Annotated in this window: 20 protein-coding genes; 5 read left to right on the top strand and 15 right to left on the bottom strand. The window is 61.0% G+C overall.

The window, feature by feature from the left end; all coding sequences use genetic code 11:
- Nucleotides 1-40 precede the first annotated feature (40 nt).
- A complete protein-coding gene (parC, locus tag ACT5M9_RS09535) occupies nt 41-2,332 on the top strand; it encodes a DNA topoisomerase IV subunit A (protein WP_457981862.1) in 2,292 nt (763 codons plus the stop codon).
- Between the two features lie 135 nt (nt 2,333-2,467).
- Here the strand turns inward: parC and ACT5M9_RS09530 are convergent, their stop codons facing one another.
- The gene (locus tag ACT5M9_RS09530) at nt 2,468-3,199 is read right to left on the bottom strand and encodes a hypothetical protein (RefSeq protein WP_457981863.1); all 732 of its coding nucleotides are present in this window, start codon (nt 3,197-3,199) and stop codon (nt 2,468-2,470) included.
- Nucleotides 3,200-3,472: 273 nt separating this feature from the next.
- Here ACT5M9_RS09530 and ACT5M9_RS09525 point away from each other — a divergent pair, with 273 nt between their 5' ends.
- Entirely contained in the window at nt 3,473-3,685 is a 213-nt protein-coding gene (locus tag ACT5M9_RS09525; RefSeq protein WP_457981864.1) for a hypothetical protein, read from the top strand.
- Nucleotides 3,686-3,802: 117 nt separating this feature from the next.
- Here ACT5M9_RS09525 and ACT5M9_RS09520 read toward each other — a convergent pair whose 3' ends face one another.
- A complete protein-coding gene (locus ACT5M9_RS09520) occupies nt 3,803-4,177 on the bottom strand; it encodes a hypothetical protein (protein ID WP_457981865.1) in 375 nt (124 codons plus the stop codon).
- Nucleotides 4,178-4,420: 243 nt separating this feature from the next.
- Entirely contained in the window at nt 4,421-4,672 is a 252-nt protein-coding gene (locus ACT5M9_RS09515; protein ID WP_457982039.1) for a hypothetical protein, read from the bottom strand.
- A 315-nt stretch (nt 4,673-4,987) separates the two neighbouring features.
- Between ACT5M9_RS09515 and ACT5M9_RS09510 the strand changes: the two genes are divergently transcribed.
- A complete protein-coding gene (locus tag ACT5M9_RS09510) occupies nt 4,988-5,320 on the top strand; it encodes a hypothetical protein (protein ID WP_457981866.1) in 333 nt (110 codons plus the stop codon).
- Nucleotides 5,321-5,565: 245 nt separating this feature from the next.
- Here the strand turns inward: ACT5M9_RS09510 and ACT5M9_RS09505 are convergent, their stop codons facing one another.
- The 5 genes from ACT5M9_RS09505 to atcJ all read right to left on the bottom strand — a co-directional run bounded on the left by ACT5M9_RS09505 (nt 5,566) and on the right by atcJ (nt 10,069).
- A complete protein-coding gene (locus ACT5M9_RS09505) occupies nt 5,566-7,056 on the bottom strand; it encodes a peptide MFS transporter (RefSeq protein ID WP_457981867.1) in 1,491 nt (496 codons plus the stop codon).
- A gap of 499 nt (nt 7,057-7,555) precedes the next feature.
- Entirely contained in the window at nt 7,556-8,443 is an 888-nt protein-coding gene (gene atcC, locus ACT5M9_RS09500; protein WP_457981868.1) for a cold adaptation protein AtcC, read from the bottom strand.
- 11 nt (nt 8,444-8,454) lie between these two features.
- Entirely contained in the window at nt 8,455-9,222 is a 768-nt protein-coding gene (gene atcB, locus ACT5M9_RS09495; RefSeq protein ID WP_438551570.1) for a cold adaptation protein AtcB, read from the bottom strand.
- 24 nt (nt 9,223-9,246) lie between these two features.
- Nucleotides 9,247-9,777: a cold adaptation protein AtcA gene (atcA, locus tag ACT5M9_RS09490; protein WP_457981869.1), complete on the bottom strand. Its 531-nt coding sequence runs from the start codon at nt 9,775-9,777 to the stop codon at nt 9,247-9,249.
- A gap of 7 nt (nt 9,778-9,784) precedes the next feature.
- Complete coding sequence (atcJ, locus tag ACT5M9_RS09485) at nt 9,785-10,069, bottom strand: cold adaptation protein ActJcold adaptation protein ActJ (RefSeq protein ID WP_349919844.1); 285 nt, start codon at nt 10,067-10,069, stop codon at nt 9,785-9,787.
- A gap of 313 nt (nt 10,070-10,382) precedes the next feature.
- Between atcJ and ACT5M9_RS09480 the strand changes: the two genes are divergently transcribed.
- Nucleotides 10,383-10,793: an EF-hand domain-containing protein gene (locus tag ACT5M9_RS09480; protein ID WP_457981870.1), complete on the top strand. Its 411-nt coding sequence runs from the start codon at nt 10,383-10,385 to the stop codon at nt 10,791-10,793.
- 115 nt (nt 10,794-10,908) lie between these two features.
- Here ACT5M9_RS09480 and ACT5M9_RS09475 read toward each other — a convergent pair whose 3' ends face one another.
- The 7 genes from ACT5M9_RS09475 to ACT5M9_RS09445 are packed head-to-tail and all read right to left on the bottom strand — an operon-like array spanning nt 10,909 to nt 15,125.
- Nucleotides 10,909-11,433: a protein disulfide oxidoreductase gene (locus tag ACT5M9_RS09475; protein WP_457981871.1), complete on the bottom strand. Its 525-nt coding sequence runs from the start codon at nt 11,431-11,433 to the stop codon at nt 10,909-10,911.
- 3 nt (nt 11,434-11,436) lie between these two features.
- Nucleotides 11,437-11,589 (bottom strand): copper resistance protein, encoded by a 153-nt coding sequence (locus ACT5M9_RS09470; RefSeq protein WP_520395667.1) that lies wholly within the window; start codon nt 11,587-11,589, stop codon nt 11,437-11,439.
- 11 nt (nt 11,590-11,600) lie between these two features.
- Complete coding sequence (locus ACT5M9_RS09465; RefSeq protein ID WP_457981872.1) at nt 11,601-11,744, bottom strand: copper resistance protein; 144 nt, start codon at nt 11,742-11,744, stop codon at nt 11,601-11,603.
- An 11-nt stretch (nt 11,745-11,755) separates the two neighbouring features.
- Entirely contained in the window at nt 11,756-11,908 is a 153-nt protein-coding gene (locus ACT5M9_RS09460; RefSeq protein ID WP_457981873.1) for a thioredoxin domain-containing protein, read from the bottom strand.
- 11 nt (nt 11,909-11,919) lie between these two features.
- Nucleotides 11,920-12,657, bottom strand: a complete 738-nt coding sequence (locus ACT5M9_RS09455) for a DsbA family protein (protein WP_457981874.1) — start codon at nt 12,655-12,657, stop codon at nt 11,920-11,922.
- A 10-nt stretch (nt 12,658-12,667) separates the two neighbouring features.
- Nucleotides 12,668-14,704, bottom strand: a complete 2,037-nt coding sequence (locus ACT5M9_RS09450) for a protein-disulfide reductase DsbD family protein (RefSeq protein ID WP_457981875.1) — start codon at nt 14,702-14,704, stop codon at nt 12,668-12,670.
- A 49-nt stretch (nt 14,705-14,753) separates the two neighbouring features.
- The gene (locus ACT5M9_RS09445; protein WP_438551564.1) at nt 14,754-15,125 is read right to left on the bottom strand and encodes a hypothetical protein; all 372 of its coding nucleotides are present in this window, start codon (nt 15,123-15,125) and stop codon (nt 14,754-14,756) included.
- Between the two features lie 166 nt (nt 15,126-15,291).
- On the opposite strand from ACT5M9_RS09445, the gene ACT5M9_RS09440 reads away from it, so the two are divergent.
- Nucleotides 15,292-16,020, top strand: coding sequence for a 1-acylglycerol-3-phosphate O-acyltransferase (locus tag ACT5M9_RS09440; RefSeq protein ID WP_457981876.1), 729 nt, complete (start codon nt 15,292-15,294; stop codon nt 16,018-16,020).
- Nucleotides 16,021-16,211 lie beyond the last annotated feature (191 nt).

Here is a 16,211-nt window from a genome sequence, read left to right as displayed (position 1 = left end):
TCGCCAGCAGGCGGCTCCAGAACCGGAAGAGAACTATCACATGAGTGATTCTATCGAGCTCAGTCTGGATGGGGTAGAGCGTCAGCCGATGCGCACCTTTACCGAACAGGCTTACTTGAACTACTCCATGTACGTCATCATGGATCGGGCCTTGCCGCACATCGGCGATGGCCTCAAACCTGTGCAGCGGCGCATCATCTACGCCATGAGCGAGCTGGGGCTGTCCGCGCTCTCCAAGCACAAGAAGTCCGCCCGTACCGTGGGTGACGTGCTGGGTAAGTACCATCCCCACGGCGACAGCGCCTGCTACGAGGCCATGGTGCTGATGGCCCAGCCCTTCTCCTACCGCTACCCGCTGGTGGACGGTCAGGGCAACTGGGGGGCGCCGGACGATCCCAAATCCTTCGCCGCCATGCGTTATACCGAGGCGCGGCTGTCCCGCTTCTCCGAGCTGCTGCTCTCCGAGCTCGGCCAGGGGACTGTGGAGTGGACCCCGAACTTCGACGGCACCATGAAAGAACCCGTGGTGCTGCCGGCTCGTCTGCCCCACATATTGCTCAACGGAGTGACCGGTATCGCGGTCGGCATGGCGACGGATATCCCGCCCCACAACGCGCGGGAAGTGGCTTATGCTTGCGCCGAGCTGCTGGACAACCCAAACGCCGGTCTGGATGTGTTGATGCAGCATATTCAAGGGCCGGACTATCCGACCAACGCCGAGATCATCACCCCCCGCGACGATATCCGCAAAATCTACGAGACCGGCAAGGGCTCCATCAAGCAGCGGGCGGTGTGGAGCGAGGAGGATGGGGACATCGTCATCACGGCGCTGCCCCATCAGGCGTCCGGCGCCAAGATCATGGAGCAGATCGCCGCCCAGATGGTGGCCAAGAAGCTGCCCATGGTCACGGATCTGCGGGACGAGTCGGACCATGAGAACCCGACCCGTCTGGTGATAGTGCCCCGCTCCAACCGGGTGGACGTGGAGGGGCTGATGGCCCACCTGTTTGCCACTACTGACTTGGAGAAGAACTACAGAGTCAACCTCAACATCCTGGGGCTCGATAACCGTCCCCAGGTGAAAGATCTCAAGATGATCCTCTCCGAGTGGATCAGCTTCCGCCGCGAGACGGTGCGTCGCCGCCTGCAGTTCCGCCTCGACAAGGTGCTGGCCCGCCTGCATATCCTCGAAGGCTTGCTGATCGCCTACCTCAACATCGACGAGGTGATCGAGATCATCCGCACCGAGGATGAGCCGGGCAAGGTGATGGTGGAGCGCTTCAACATCAGCGAGACCCAGGCAGAAGCTATTCTCGAGCTGAAACTGCGCCATCTGGCCAAGCTCGAAGAGTTCAAGCTGCGCGCCGAGCAAGAAGAGCTGGCCGAGGAGCGCGACAAGCTGGAACTCATCCTGGGCTCCGAGCGTCGCCTCAATACCCTGCTCAAGAAAGAGCTGCTGGCGGATGCCGAGAAGTACGGTGACGAGCGCCGCACCCCGCTGGTGGAGCGCGCCACCGCGGTGGCGCTGACCGAAAAAGAGCTGACCCCGAGCGAGCCGGTCACCGTCATTCTCTCCGACAAGGGCTGGGTGCGCGCCGCCAAGGGCCACGACGTGGACGTGGAGGGGCTCTCCTACAAGGCGGGGGACAGCTACCTCGCCCACGCCCCCGGTCGCAGCAACCAGCAGGCTGTGTTCCTCTCGACTCTGGGACGTACCTATGCCCTGGAGGCCCATACCCTGCCCTCCGCCCGCAGCCAGGGTGAGCCCCTCACCGGCCGCTTCGCGCTCGGCGCCGGCGAGGAGGTGCGTCATCTGGTGATGGGCAACGAGGGTGAGCCTTACCTGATCTGCTCCGACGCCGGTTATGGCTTCGTCTGCAACTACGACGATCTGATTGGCAAGAACAAGAACGGCAAGGCGCTGCTCACCGTGCCGGAAGGGGGCCTGGTGATGGCGCCCCAGAAGATTGGCTCGCCCGAGACGGATCTGTGCATGGCCATCTCCAACGAGGGCCGCATGTTGCTGTTCCCCTTGAACACCCTGCCGGTGCTCGGCAAGGGCAAGGGCAACAAGCTCATCAGCATACCATCCGCGCGCGTCAAGGCACGGGAGGAGTTCGTGGTGATGGCCGCGGTGATCCCGCAGGGCCAGTCGGTGACCCTGTTCGCCGGCAAGCGCAAGCTCACCCTCAAGCCCTCCGACCTCGACTACTACCGAGGTGAGCGCGGGCGCCGCGGCGCCAAATTGCCCCGCGGTTTGCAGCGGGTGGACAGAATAGAGATAGAATCCACCGCCGGTGAGACGGTAGCGGGGGAAAATCAGGAAGGGTAATAAATAAGGGAGAGAATTGGTCGCTCCCTTTATTTAGAGTGAATAATGAGAATATATTCGTTGCTAGCGGTAACGTGTTTTTGTAGGTTGGTGCTGAGCGCCGCGAAGCCCAACCCACCCCAACATACAAGATTATTATTGTATTGCATTCATCTTTCCCAGCCATTGCCATCCTTCATTATCGTTTAACTGGAATCGTAACCACATCATTTCACATCCTATATCAGGAATAAATACTTTGAACTGTTGGCTATGTTGCTGTGTAACAATAGTGCCATCACAACCGTCCACTGATTGACGTTCGACCTCTCTTAATATTGTGAACATTGATGAGTCGGGATACATTTCAATCCATACGCCACGCCTCACTTGTGACCAATCTCTTATGCCTGCCTGTGGGCCAAATTGATAATAAAAATTAAATTTCACAGGTCTACCAAAAGCTTCTTTCGATTGTAATATGTTACCTTTAGAAGGTATAAGGTCTTCAGGTAAATCTCTTTTTTGCAATATTTCGTTTCCTTTAATTATTTTTCCTGTAGGAGTTTCCCCCTGACATGTCCTTTCAGAAAATGATTTATCTATTTTTTCATCAGGCATTTTTAATGGATCTACTAAAAAAACCAATGCAAAAATAGCTATTGCCCCACCTGCTCTAATATTAATCTTTTCAAGAAGAGGGGCGTTCATTATAATCCTGCCAGTGATCCCTGTTGCAACTAAAGCCGAGGATAAGCTTAATGCCATCCTTAATAAAGCTCTCTGTGTCAGATTTGGCTCACATGTTTGATTCGAATATACATATACTAAGCATAACATTGCAACTATACCGATAATAAAAGATATGTGGTCTTTTTTAATTGCCATATTTGTCACTCCACTGCTCTATTATTTTATCTTGATGAAACTAGGATTTGTTTACGTGAAAAACACTAACTCTAAAATTAAACTTCGAATAGCTATCCCTTCATATTAGCTTAGCGCCGTAGTTCGGGAACACTGGTTGCCACTGTCCTGCTGGCAATTCCTCTTCTCTCCCTTTTCCTATCGCCACGGTGCCAACGGCGCGACCTATTACGCCTCGCCCATCCCCCCGCTCGCTAAGATTAAAGAGGAGAGCACAAAGCCAGGAGGCCAATCATGGAGATCAGCGAAGCCATCGATCTGATCGAAGCACACGGAATCTTTCACGGGGATCACTACAGCTGCAACAGCGGTGAGTACGTGCAGTGGTGCCGGGAGGACAACCATCAGACCCTCAGCCTGGAGCAGGCCAACAGCGAGTTGGCCCCCTTCTGCACCAGAGTGGGCTATTCGGAGCCGATCAGAGCGTGGCGTTACTACCTGACCTGATCGCCCGAGTGAGGCGAGCTGGGTCAAGGATGGGAAAGGGCAGGGGCCGGGCTCCTGCCCTTGTTGCATGGATCGCAGGGCAGTTGGAGGCCCGAGGCACCAGCTCCCCCAATAGCCTTACTTATTGAAATTCCAGGCGATGGGCAGCTCGATATCGAAGCTCAGCAGATCACCGTTCAGGCTAAATGGCACCTCGATCCGGTGCCGCTCATAGACGTCGACGATCAGGCAATCCTCGAAGTAGTTGGATTCGTAGCCGAGGCGGGCCAGCCCCTGAGTGTCGCCTTGCTCGAGCTCGATAGCCAGCACCCGGGGCGGGTGCTCCTGGCTCAGGTTGACGCCGGGGTTTCCCTCATCGGACAGCCGCTCCAGCAGGGGGAAGAAGTCCTGCTTGTGAGCCTCTATGGCTTGGGCGATGGCCTGTTTGAGCTCACTCTGGCTGGCGAAGGGGCCGCCGAGTCGGTATTGGCTCTGGATCCTCTCCTGGCTCATGCGCTTCTCCTTAGAACCTGTTTATGATCTTACTGCGAGGTCGTGATCAAGGCTCATGTGCTGCTTGCTTGTTTGTCATCAAGAAAGCTCATTTATGTGTATAAACTCCGGTTCCGGCGCTGCTCTTCACCTTGCTGACTTCCTCTCGTGACAGGTCGTAAACAGGTGCTCGCTCTCTTCTTGCCAGAGGGTTCTGGCGCTATGGCTTAAGCCTAATCGAGCGCGCGTGGAACTCGGGCAATATCAGGCGGGGATGCGGCCATTGCGCACCAGGGCCCGGCGGATATTTTTGCACAGCTTGCCGAAGCGGTAGAGTTCATCGAAGGTCGGCGGTATGCCACGAGCTATCTGATATTGCCAGTAGCAGAGATCCGTATCCACCAGCTCCATCAGCTTCTTGGGGCAGCCGATGCAGGTGTTGTCCGGGCCGCACTTGAATGTGTCCGGCTGGTAGAGCGGGAATTCTTGTTTCACGGCGTCGATGATCTGCTGCATCGCGGTGATACGGTCGGGTTTTCTGCTCATGGCTGGCCCCTGCTGCCGGTGGAAAGGCGTCATTATAACCCTGACAAAAAACAGGCCTATGACGCTTAGGGGGTAGTGGCGTACCCACGGGGCCCGTGATGTCCCCCTTTATCCTTCCCCCTGCTTCCCAGCACTTTTCCCTTTTTTATGAAAGAGCGAGAAAGGGGCCCAGATCCTGGTCAGATGGGATCGCTCGAGCATGGCGGCTTCTGTTTCGCGCGGTTTTTGGGCATGATAAAAGCTCCAATCGAACCATTAATGATGGTCTCAACCCCAGGAGATGCGATGAGAAGATATGCTTCACTCTTGCTGTGCGGCTGGATCTGGTGCGCGCAGGCCGCGGTGCCAGAGCCGGTCGCGCCGGTACAGGAAGGTACCCTGGCCAACCAGAAGCTGATCCAGGATGCCATGGTGGGGGTGGCGGCCTGGGTCGCCACCAAGGGCTGTCAGGCGCCGGAGCGCTTTGTGCCCGTGGTGCTGGAGCCCTCCAGGGGTGAACCCGGTAGCCGTTACTGGCAGGAGCGCTGGACCGTGATCGGCTGCGGCGCCGAGTACCCCGTGGTGATCGATTTTCGCGAGACCGGTCTGGAGAGCGCCATGTGGACCATTACCCGCTGAGTGCCGGTGGCTGGCCGCTACCACCTTGCGAGAAAGCTCGGGCCGGGCTCAGAGTGACCTAGTTTGGCGACGCCGCCTGAATGGCAGGGTGCCATCTCATCCCACTGCGAGAGCAAGGCAAGCGAGAGAGCGATAAACAAGAAGCCCCCGCAACCCAAGGTTGCGGGGGCTTCTGCATGACTGTGTTATGGCTTCTGCGTGACGCAGTGGTTGCGCAGAGTCGCCGATGGCGACGCCAGTCCCCGTCAGGCGGTGACGGGCACGGCCGAGGGGGTGAGCCTGGCGGCGATCAGCAGGCGCAGGCGAGGCACCAGCAGCAGCAGGATCAGGCCGCCCGCCAGGGAGCCCCAACCCAGCACATTGAACACGGCGCCGTAGCCCGGGTTGGTGGCGATCGGGGTGCTGCCGCTGTTTTGCGGCATGGCGGCGGAGACATAGCCCGCCAGCACGGAGGCGACGCCGGTCACCATCATCCAGCAACCCATCATCAGCCCCTGCAATCTGGCGGGGGCCAGCTTGCCTATCATGGCGTAGCCGATGGGGGAGATAAGCAGCTCCCCCAGGCTCTGCAGCACATAGCTGATGGCTATCCACTTGAAGGCGACCAGGCCGTCCGCCCCCGCCAGCTGGATGCCCACCGGCAGCACCAGCATGCCCAGCCCCATGCAGAACAGGGAGGCGGCAAACTGGGAGGGGATGTCGATGCGCCAGCCCTGCTCGCGCAGGCGTTTGAACAGCAGGGCCATCAGGGGGCCGCCGATGACGATGACCAGGGTGTTGATGTTCTGGATCCACTGGGGGGCTACCTGCCAGCCGAACACATTGAGATCGATGTTGTGCTCGGAGAACAGCATCAGCCCCATGGGCGCCAGCTGATAGAGGGACCAGAAGATGAGGGAGCCGAGGGCCAGGATGAGGTAGGCCACCATGCGGCTGCGCTCGGCCGGATCCCGATGGCGCGCCGCCATCACGCAGAGCAGCACCAGCACCATGGCTCCCAGTAGCAGCACGAAGCTGCCGCTGAAGCTGGCGTGGGTCAGCAGCAGGCGCAGGGCCGGCACCAGCAGGGCCAGGATGGCGAGGCCGCCGAGCATGCGCAGGTAGAAGCCGCGCCCCTTGATGTGGCGCAGGGGGGTATTGATATCCGCCAGGATGGGCCAGAAGCAGAGGGTGGCTATGATGGCCAGCACGTTGCCCAGGGTGGCGAACAGGAACAGGGTGCGGTAGTCCTCGGTCAGCTGGAAGTAGCCCGCCACCGAGAAGCCGATGAAGAAGCCCAGGTTCATGCCGGCGTAGTTCCAGAGGAAGGCGCTCTCGCGGCGGTGATCGTCCGGGGCGAAGCGCTGGGTCAGCATCATGTTGAGGCAGGTGACGTTGAGGCCGCTGCCGGTGAGGAACATGGCGAGCCCCCAGTAGAGGCCATCGACCCCCATCTCGGCGATGAGGTAGCAGCCGATCACCTGCAACACCATGCCCATGACGAACAGGTTGCGGTTGCTGAGGTAGCGCCCGCCAAGGTAACCGCCAAACAGGTGCAGACCGTAGTTGAAGGCGCCGAAGATCCCCATCATGGCGTTGGCCTGGGATTCGCTGAAGCCGAGCCGCTTGGTGGCGTAGAGCACCAGGGTGGAATAGAGCACGGCAAAGCCCAAGGTGGCGAAGGTCTGGATAAAGAACAGGGCACCCGAGCCCGGGGGGACGCTGGCGTGATGAGAAGCTGGAATCGAAGCGCTCACGGTTTGTCTCCTGTGAGAGGGAAAGTCACACCTCATCCTGAGAGCGTACCGGTCTGTCGCCGGCCAGCCTGTCGCGCGTCCATGCGGGTTGCAAGGCTGGTCGGCCATTTAGCGACCAGTCCGGGCAAATAGCCATACCAAAAATTTAATCGCGTGCGATTAATTCATTTTTATTAACTTAATCTGACTATCTATTCTGCCTGTTGTTGCGTATTGGTAACGCTCAGGTAGGTGAGGATGGTGCCAGTTCGGCTCTATTGATGGCTGTTCGACACTCGTTGGCTCAAGACGACGAGGTCCCTGTCACCTTTGTCGTGTTATTGCCGTCAGGGATACGGGGAAAAGGGGAGTACGCTATCCGGGTGTTTTACTAGCCGGAGTGCATAACTATCCGAATATCACTGTCTGGATCATGGCGCCGCTTTGCCATGGCCCTGGCGCGGATAACAGAACGCCCGGCGAACCGGGCGTTGGATAAGGGGGCAGACCACGGACGGGATCAGAAGTCGTGGTAGAGGGGCCAGCCGAGCAAGGGGTGCTTGAGACCGGCGCGCATCTCCATGTTGTCGAGCTTCTCCGGCGAGGCGTTCTCTTGCTGCAACTGTTGGTACTGGCGCACGAAGCTCAGGGTATGCAGCAGGTTGGGCACGAAGCCCGGGCTCAGCTCCTGGCGCAGGGCGGTCGCCATGTCGGCGGGCAGCTCGCCGAGCAGCTGTTCGAGCTGGACGGCGATATGATCCTTGTCCAGCCAGGCATCTTGCAGCACGACATCCCGTGCGAGGCGGCGCTTGAGATCCTGCTTCACCTTCAAACCGGCGCCGCACAGGATGCGATAGAGCAGGGCCTCCGCCAGCTTGTCTTCCATGGTGGGGTGGTCGTTGTCATAGGCGAAGAAGTGGCTGTCCAGCAGACCCATCAACCGGGTCTTGTTGTGCTCGGCCAGGGCCTTTTCATACTCCTGCCAGCCTTGCCACTCCTCCACGTCCGGCGGGCTCGAGATCTTGTCCAGCAGGCGCGCGTCCACGTCCCCATAGAGGCTGTTGCCCGCCTGCTTGGGGCTGACGGAAATGAGCATGGACCAGCCCTTCTGGAACGGCTTGATGGGCCCTTCCGGCGCCTGCAACAGGGCCAGTGCCTTGGCGGCATCTCGCCCAGAGAGCTCCTGCAGCCCCAGGCTGACCACGCCGATGACGTCGTGGGCGGCCTGCTCCAGCAGGTGCATCTTGTACTTGTTGTAGTACTTGTCGGCGAATTTCAGGCTCATCAGCACCGCCTTGCCCTTGATGGCGGCGAGCTGTTGGGAGCTCAGGCGTTCATTGTCGCGACCGAAGCGCAACACCTGGCTGAGGAAGGGGCCTTCGTTGGCTTCGCGAATGACGAGTTGCATGGGTCTCTACCTCAATCCAGGAAGCTGAACATGTCGTCGACGTCGCCGTACTCGTCTTCCTCGACCTTGTTCTTCTCCTTGGCCTGCATCACCAGCTCGGCGGCGAACTTGTTGATGATGCCATCCCAGGAGGAGTGCTCATTGCGCAGCAACGCCTTGATGGACTTCTCCACCTCGGGGGCCAGCTCGCGGATGAGCATCAACAGGCTTCTCGGGTCATCCAGGGAGTAGTCGTGGGTGCCCTCGGCCTGCTGGCGCTCGCTGTAGCGCAGGGACTCCTCGAGATCCTCTTCCTCTGCGTGCAGCACGTCGCCATAGCCTTCGTCCTCCTCGTAGCGATCGCCCCGGTAGAACTCGATGAAGGGGATGGCGAGGTAGAAGAGACCGGCGGGATCCTCGGCCACGCATTCGAGGATCTCCCGCTGCTTGGCCTCGCTGTCCTGGGTGCGGATCAGGTAGTTGAGGAAGTCGAAGGTGTGCTGCTGCAGCTCGTCGGCGTTGTTCTTGATCGCCTCCTCCCAGTAGAGGGGCTGCTGGCAGACGATGTCGCGGATCCGCTCCGGGGTCATCAGCTCGGAGATGATGGACGGGAAGGAGATGTCGTGCTGGCCGTTGATCTGGGTCAGGGTGACGATATCAATATTTTCAATGACTTCGGCCAACTGCTCGTCGGACATCGTCTTGGCGATCAGTTCGAACTTCTCGCTGGCCTGCTTCGGCTCGATCACCGCCAGCTCTTTGATCTCGATGGCGGTAATTTCTATCAGACTGTTGCTCATGCTCTTATCCAATGCTGGCCCCAATTAGAAACGTACTTCGTCGTACATGTCCTGATCGTCTTCCTCGCCGGATCCGCCATGGTAGTCGGCGTCGGCATCTTCCCCGTCCTCGTCATCCTCGTCCCGCAGCTCATAGTCGTCATCGGCATGACGGCCACCGCGGGGCATGGGGTTGTCCAGCAGATAGACCACGGCGCACGCCTCGATGAGCTGCTCCTCGCTCTGGGCCCGCACCGCCTTGACCAGGGGCAGGTCTGCGTTGTTGAACGCCACCGACACCTTGAACTCGTCCCAGGAGGGCTGGACGCCGCTCGCGAGCCACTTGGCCCACTCCAGCTTGGCCTTGGGGGGAAACTGCACCCGGCCATAGAGGGCCAGCGGCAGGTATTCGGGCATGAACTCCAGCATGCTGATGTCCGCCAGCAGCAGGGCCTTCATCTTGCCGGTGAACTGTTCCAGCGCCTTGGGCTGATCCTGATCCCGGTAGGATTCGATGTTTTCGCCGGCATCGCTTTGCAGCGCCTTGAGCCGCGCCTGGTCCCATTTTTTTTGCATATCAGCCTCAGGGGTAGAATTGGTCCCACATCTCCTGCATGGCAGCAGCGGGATCGGTCACGATGACGTTGTTGAAATCCTTGATAAAAGCGGCGCGCGCCTTGGGGTCGGAAAGCACCTCGTAGGCCTTCTTAACCTGATGCAGCCGGATAGCGGCCTGCTCTTTCTCTTCTTCACTCGCCCCGATCAGCTTGTCGGGGTGGAACTGGTTCGAGAGCCGTCGATAGGCTTTCTTGATGTCGTTTTCGCTGGCGTTGGACTTGACGCCCAGCACCCGAAAGTAGTTGTTCATGGCAGATCCTGCATCACTGGCATCATCAGAGTCACAAGGCTGGCGCCGGATGGGGTTTGGGGAACCAGGCACGGTAAAAACTCGCCATTTTAACGGAAAGCCGTCACCACTGCCACGAGCGTGCGGCCCTCCTGCACGAAAAGTGATGATCGGATGGGACTCGGCGGCGGGACTACACTGGCAGAAGGGAGGGTGGCCGGAACTCTTTGGTCGCCCCGTTGCCCAACTGCGGGACCGGGTGCCTGGCCGGCGCTCGGTTGGAGTCTCATCATTCAGGGCCCGGACTGCCGGGTCAGCATAAGGAATCATCGCCATGTTCAAACCTTGCCTTCTGGCCCTCGCGCTCTTCAGCGGCTTTACCTTTGCCACCGATGCCTTGCCCTCCACCCCCATGATGGGGGACATCACCAAGGCCCAGTTTATGGAGCGCGCCGAGCAGCGCTTCGCCCTGCAGGACAAGAACGGGGACGGCGTGCTCTCCGTCGCCGAGAAGGAGGACTCCCTCGCCAAGATCGAGGGGGTGATGAAGCAGGCGGGCAAACCGCTGCCGGAGCGGATGGCGCAGCTCAAGCCGAGACGTGACACCACCAAGGCGCAGTTCATGGCGCGCCAAGAGAAGATCTTCGAGCGCCTGGACAAGAACGGGGACGGGGTGATTGGCGAGAGTGAGCGGGCCGAGATCAAGGCCAACCTGGAAAAGCGGGCCATGGAGGCCGCGCAGTAGCTTGATGTGCCGCGAGCAACCCTAGCGGTCAGAAAAACACCCCCAGCCAGATAAAAAGAGCCCGGTCTTGTGACCGGGCTCTTGGCATTGCGGGGGATATGGATTCTGTGGGGCGTTACCAGTGCTCCCACAGCAGCCGCAGCTTGAGCCCCCAGCGGCTGCTCCAGCCCGTGGTGCTGCTTACCAGTTGCCCATCCTTGATGATGAGGAAGGTCGGGGTGACGCCGACCTGCCACTTGGCGGCCAGATCGCCCTGCTCATCGTTGTGGGTGGGGAAACTCAACCCCTTCTTGCCCATCCCCAGTTGCAGCTGAGTGGCGTCACCGGAGCGCAGCGCCACCGTCAGCACGTTCTCCCCCTCCTGCCACAGCTGCTCCACCGTCGGGCTGGTGAAGCGGCAGACGGCGCACCAGCTCGCCCAGTAGTAGACCAGCAGCGGCTTGTCCCGGCTCAGCTCGGCCAGGCTGGTACGGGTACCATCCTGCAGGGTGAATGGTGCCTCCATGGCCCCGTCCGGCAGGCTGGGGCCGCGCCAGAGATCCAGCAGGGTGGAGACGACCAGGGCCATCAGCAGCAGCCAGAGCGCCTCCTTGCCCCAGCGTCGCCAGCGCGGCGCCTTCGCAATCACATCTTCGGCCATGGTTTAGCTCCGCTTGGCCAGCTCGGCTTTGACCAGCTGCTCCAGCTGCTCATAGGGCAGGGCGCCCGGCACCAGCTGGTTGCCGATCAGGGTCGCCGGAGTGCCTTGTACGCCGAGCAAGGTGCCGATGTGCTGACTGTATGGGCGCAGCTCCATAAATAGTTTTCTCATTTCAGCGTCGCCAATTCTGTTTTCACCAGCTGCTCATAGGGCAGGGCGCCCGGCACCAGCTGATTGCCGATCAGGGTGGCCGGGGTGCCCTGTACGCCGAGCAAGGTGCCGATGTGCTGACTGTATGGGCGCAGCTCCATAAATAGTTTTCTCATTTCAGCGTCGCCAATTCGGTTTTCACCAGCTGCTCCAACTGCTCATAGGGCAGGGCGCCCGGCACCAGCTGATTGCCGATAAGCGTCGCCGGAGTGCCCTGTACGCCGAGCAAGGTGCCGATGCGCTGACTGTATGGGCGCAGCTCCATAAATAGTTTTCTCATTTCAGCGTCGCCAATTCGGTTTTCACCAGCTGCTCCAACTGCTCATAGGGCAGGGCGCCCGGCACCAGCTGATTGCCGATAAGCGTCGCCGGGGTGCCCTGTACGCCGAGCAAGGTGCCGATGCGCAGGCTGTTGCGCAGCTCCTCGGTGGCCTTGGCATCGGGCTTGAGCGCCACGTTGTCGGTGGCCGCCAGCGCCTTGTTGATATCCGCCTCGGTCAGCATGCCCTGCTTGCTCATCAGCTTGTCGTGCAGGGTGAGGAAGCGGGCCGGATCCTGCTGCCACAGGGTCAGGCTGTACTGGGCCGCCTTGGCGGAGGTCTGCCCCTTGAACGGCAGCAGTTTGATCACCAGCCCCAGATCGTTCGGGTAGGCCTTGAGCAGCCTGGTCACCTCGGGGTCGAACTGCTTGCAGTAGGGGCAGTTGTAGTCGGTGAACAGCACCAGGGTCAGCTTGGGATTCTTGGCGCCGAGGCGCGGGCTGGTGGCGCTGTTGAACAGCACGTCCTGGTTGCCCTTGATGAAGTTGCCGAGCTGGGCCTCCTGGGAGGCGGCGTTCTGCTTCTCCCAGGATTCGGCCGCCTCGTCGAGGATCTTGGGGTTTTGTACCAGGGTCTCGCGGATGAGCTCCTTGATGCGGGCCTCCTGCTCGGGGGTGAAGGGGGCGGCGTGCAGGGCCGGGGCCAGCAGGCTGGCCGAGAGGGCGGCGATCAGGGTCAGGGTTGGCAGTTTCATGGCATGCTCCTTAGAAGTGGGAGGCGGGCTGGATGAGGCCGGCCTTGTTCAAGACGTTGAGCAGATCGCCCTTGTCCAGCAGCGGTGAGAGGGTTTCCCCCTCTGGCAGGCCGGGGCCGTAGATCTGGTTGAAGGGCACGGCCGCCGCCCCCCGCTTGCGCAGGAAGGCGGAGATGGTGTCGCTCGGCTTACTCCAGTCTCCGCGCAGGGCCACCACATCCGGGGCCGAGAGGGCGGTTTGCACCTCATCGCGCAGCAAAACGTTGTATTTGTTGGCCTTGCAGGTCACGCACCAGTCGGCGGTGACATCCACGAAGACTCGCTTGTTCTGGGCCAATGCCTGAGTGATAGCCTGCTCGGACAGGGGTTGCCAGGCCACCCGATCGCTACCCCCGGTTCCTTGTGCGGTGAAGGCGCCACCCAGCAGCAGGGCGCCGCCCACCAGGGCCGAGAGGGAGAGCGCCAGGGTGAAGCCGCGCACGCCATAACGCCAGATGATGCCCGCCAACAGGGCCAGCAGCAGGGCCACCATCAGCCAGCCCGTGGTGATGGCGCCGAGGTGATTGGCGAGCAGGCTCAGCAGCCAGAGGCTGGATCCCAGCATCATCAGGCCGAGCAGCAGGCGCAGGTGTCCCATCCAGCGTCCCGGCTTCGGCAACCAGAGGGCGAGCCGTGGCAGGGCAGCCACCAGCAGCCAGGGAAGGCTCATACCGAGTCCCAGTGCCGTGAAGATGAGCCAGAGCTCCCCAGGCGGCGCCGCCAGGGCGAAGGCGACGGCGGTGCCGAGGAAGGGGGCTGAGCAGGGGGTCGCCAGCAGGGTGGCGAAGCTGCCCTGCAGGAAGTGCCCACCGAGGCCATTGCCGCCGCTGGTGGCGAGCCGGGTGCTGAGGGCGCTCGGCAGGCGGATCTCGAACAAACCCAGCAGGTTGGCGCAAAACAGCGCCGTCACCAGCACCATGAAGCCGATGAAACCGGCGCTCTGGAACTGGATGCCCCAGCCGACGGCTCCCTGGGTGGCACGCAGCAGGCTGCTCATGGCCGCCAGCAGCCAGAAGGAGACCAAAATACCGGCACTGGCGGCGAGGAACTGCTTGCGCACCTCGGTCTGCTGCTGGTTTTGCTGTTGCAGCACCGAGCCGAGCTTGAGGGCCAGCACCGGCAGCACGCAGGGCATCAGGTTGAGGATGAGGCCGCCGAGCAGCGCCAGACCCAGCAAACCGCCCGGCTCCGGCAAGGGGAGGGGATCGCCGATGGGGGCTTCAGCCTGCCAGGCCTGTTCGCCACTGGTGAGCAGCAGGCCCAGGGTCTGGCCACGCAGATCCGGTGCATCCCCCTGCCAGCCATCGCTGGCTGGCACCCGGGCGATCAGGGTATTGCCCCGTACCTCCAGTTCGGGCTTGCCGAATTCGGCTCCCTCCAGGGCATCGATGAAGAGGGCCGGGGACTGCCAGGCCTCGGACCCCGGGGCCAGCTCAGCCATCAGTTGCAGCTGGTTGCGCCCATAACCGACCCGCACTCTGGTATCGGCAGGCAGGGGCTGGGGCAGGGCGCTCATGGCCTTGGCCCAGGCGAAGTCGAAACCCGCCGGCGCCGACTTGTCCGCATCCAGGACGAAGGGGTAATCGGTCAGGATGCAGACGTTGCTGCAGGTGGAGAGGCGCAGCGTGCCCCTGAGCGGCTCATCGGCCGGATGGCGCAGGCTGAGGGGGAAGCTGACGCTCTGCTGGTAGCCCTGGGTGCTGAGCCCCGCCACCTCGAAGTGGCGCGGGGTGGGCCAGTGCCACTGGAAGTCCGTGACGGGTTCATCCCACAGGATCTGGGGCGCGATCCCCCCCTCCCCCGGGCTGTGCCAGTAGGTCTTCCAGCCCGATTCCAGGGCTATGTCGAGCAGGATGCGGCTCTGCGCTGGGTCGCTTCGATCGGCTTGCAGCCTGACCTTGGCGTGATCGTTCTGGGGGCTGGTGAGCCAGCCCGTGTCGCTGGCCAACCCTGAGGATTGCCACAGCAAGCAGCCCAGTAACAGGGTTGCCTTGAAGAAATTTGACATCGATAGTCTCTCGCAAAAATGAATGACGGCTAATGGCTAGCAGTCGAACTCATTCTCGCCAGACGCAGAGACGAAGGTGCAGGCGCCGCTCGGGCGGGGAGATGACTCTCGGGGGTGGCAAGGGGGGCGTGTGGCGCCAGAGCGGGGCCAACAGGGCGATCACCAGGGCGATGGCGAAGAACAGCTGCTCGACGCAGAGCAGGGTGGCGGCACTCAGCCACTTGCCGTTGAGCTGGCAGCTGTTCGGCTGCGGGCTGGTGACGCTATCCTGATCCTCGGCATCGGCGAGCTGGGGCAGTGCCTGGCAGCTGAGGGCATGATCGAGCATGGCCAGCCGGGCCAGGGGCTGGGCCGCACAATTGAGCACCAGCAGGCAAACCAGCAGCAGGAGTCGTTTCGCCATGCGTTGTTGGTGGATCATGCTAGCCCCGTTCATCAAGATGGCCACATCCTAACGGCCAATGGCGAGGGGAGCAAGCCGGGCCCGGTAAATGGGACCCGCATGAGAGGTCCGTTCTGTTTGGCGAACGCTTGTTCGCTAAAAGGGGGACCAGTATACTGCGCCGAGTTAAATTCCGAGGTGTTCGATGCTCAAACTTGCCCGTGTGCTGCTGCTAACCCTGCTGCTCGTCTTCTGGTTCGTGTTTGGTCTGCTGCTCTGTCTGGCGCGCCCGCGCCACCCCAACAACGTCTACGTGTTCGCCCGCATGTATCATGCGGTCTGCCCGCTCATCGGGCTCAAGGTCAGGGTCACCATCCCCGACGAGATCAAGTCGGTCGGGCCTGCCGTCTATGTCTGCAATCACCAGAGCAACTTCGACATCTTCACCGTGACCGGCGCCGTGGTGCCCGGCGTGGTGGCGGTGGGCAAGAAGAGCCTGCTGTGGCTGCCCTTCTTCGGCCTCATCTTCTGGCTCTCCGGCAACGTCCTGATCGACAGATCCAACCGCTCCCGCGCCATCGGCACCATAGGCCAGGTGGTGGATCGCATCAAGCGCCGTGGCACCTCCATCTGGATGTTCCCGGAGGGGACCCGCTCCCAGGGCCGCGGCCTGCTGCCGTTCAAGGCCGGTGCCTTCCACACCGCCGTGCAGGCCGAGGTGCCCGTGGTGCCCATCGTTTGCTCCAGCTACTTCGGTCAGGTGGATCTGAACCGCTGGGACAACGGCGAGGTGCTGCTGGAGATGCTGCCCCCCCTGTGCAGCAAGGAGCACGGCGCCGCCGGCATTCGCGAGCTCTCCGACAACTGCCGGGCCCGGATGGAGGCCAAGCTGGCGGAGCTGGACGCCAGGCTCGGCCATCACAAGGCCGCCTGATGACACGACGATGAAGAGGGAGCCGAGGCTCCCTTTTTTATTGGTAAAAATCACCACTTCATTGGTTTTTTTCACCATTATCTGTTCGTTGAATTCCCGCCTGTAACCCCCATCTAGTTGTAAAGAAAGGATAAATTTTCTTGGCACGGCTCTTGTAATGTCTTGGGAAGAGAGTGACATCCCATCTACAA

The organism is Aeromonas sp. AE23HZ002T15 (genome assembly GCF_054165525.2).
This window is presented reverse-complemented; position numbering and strand designations above follow the sequence as displayed.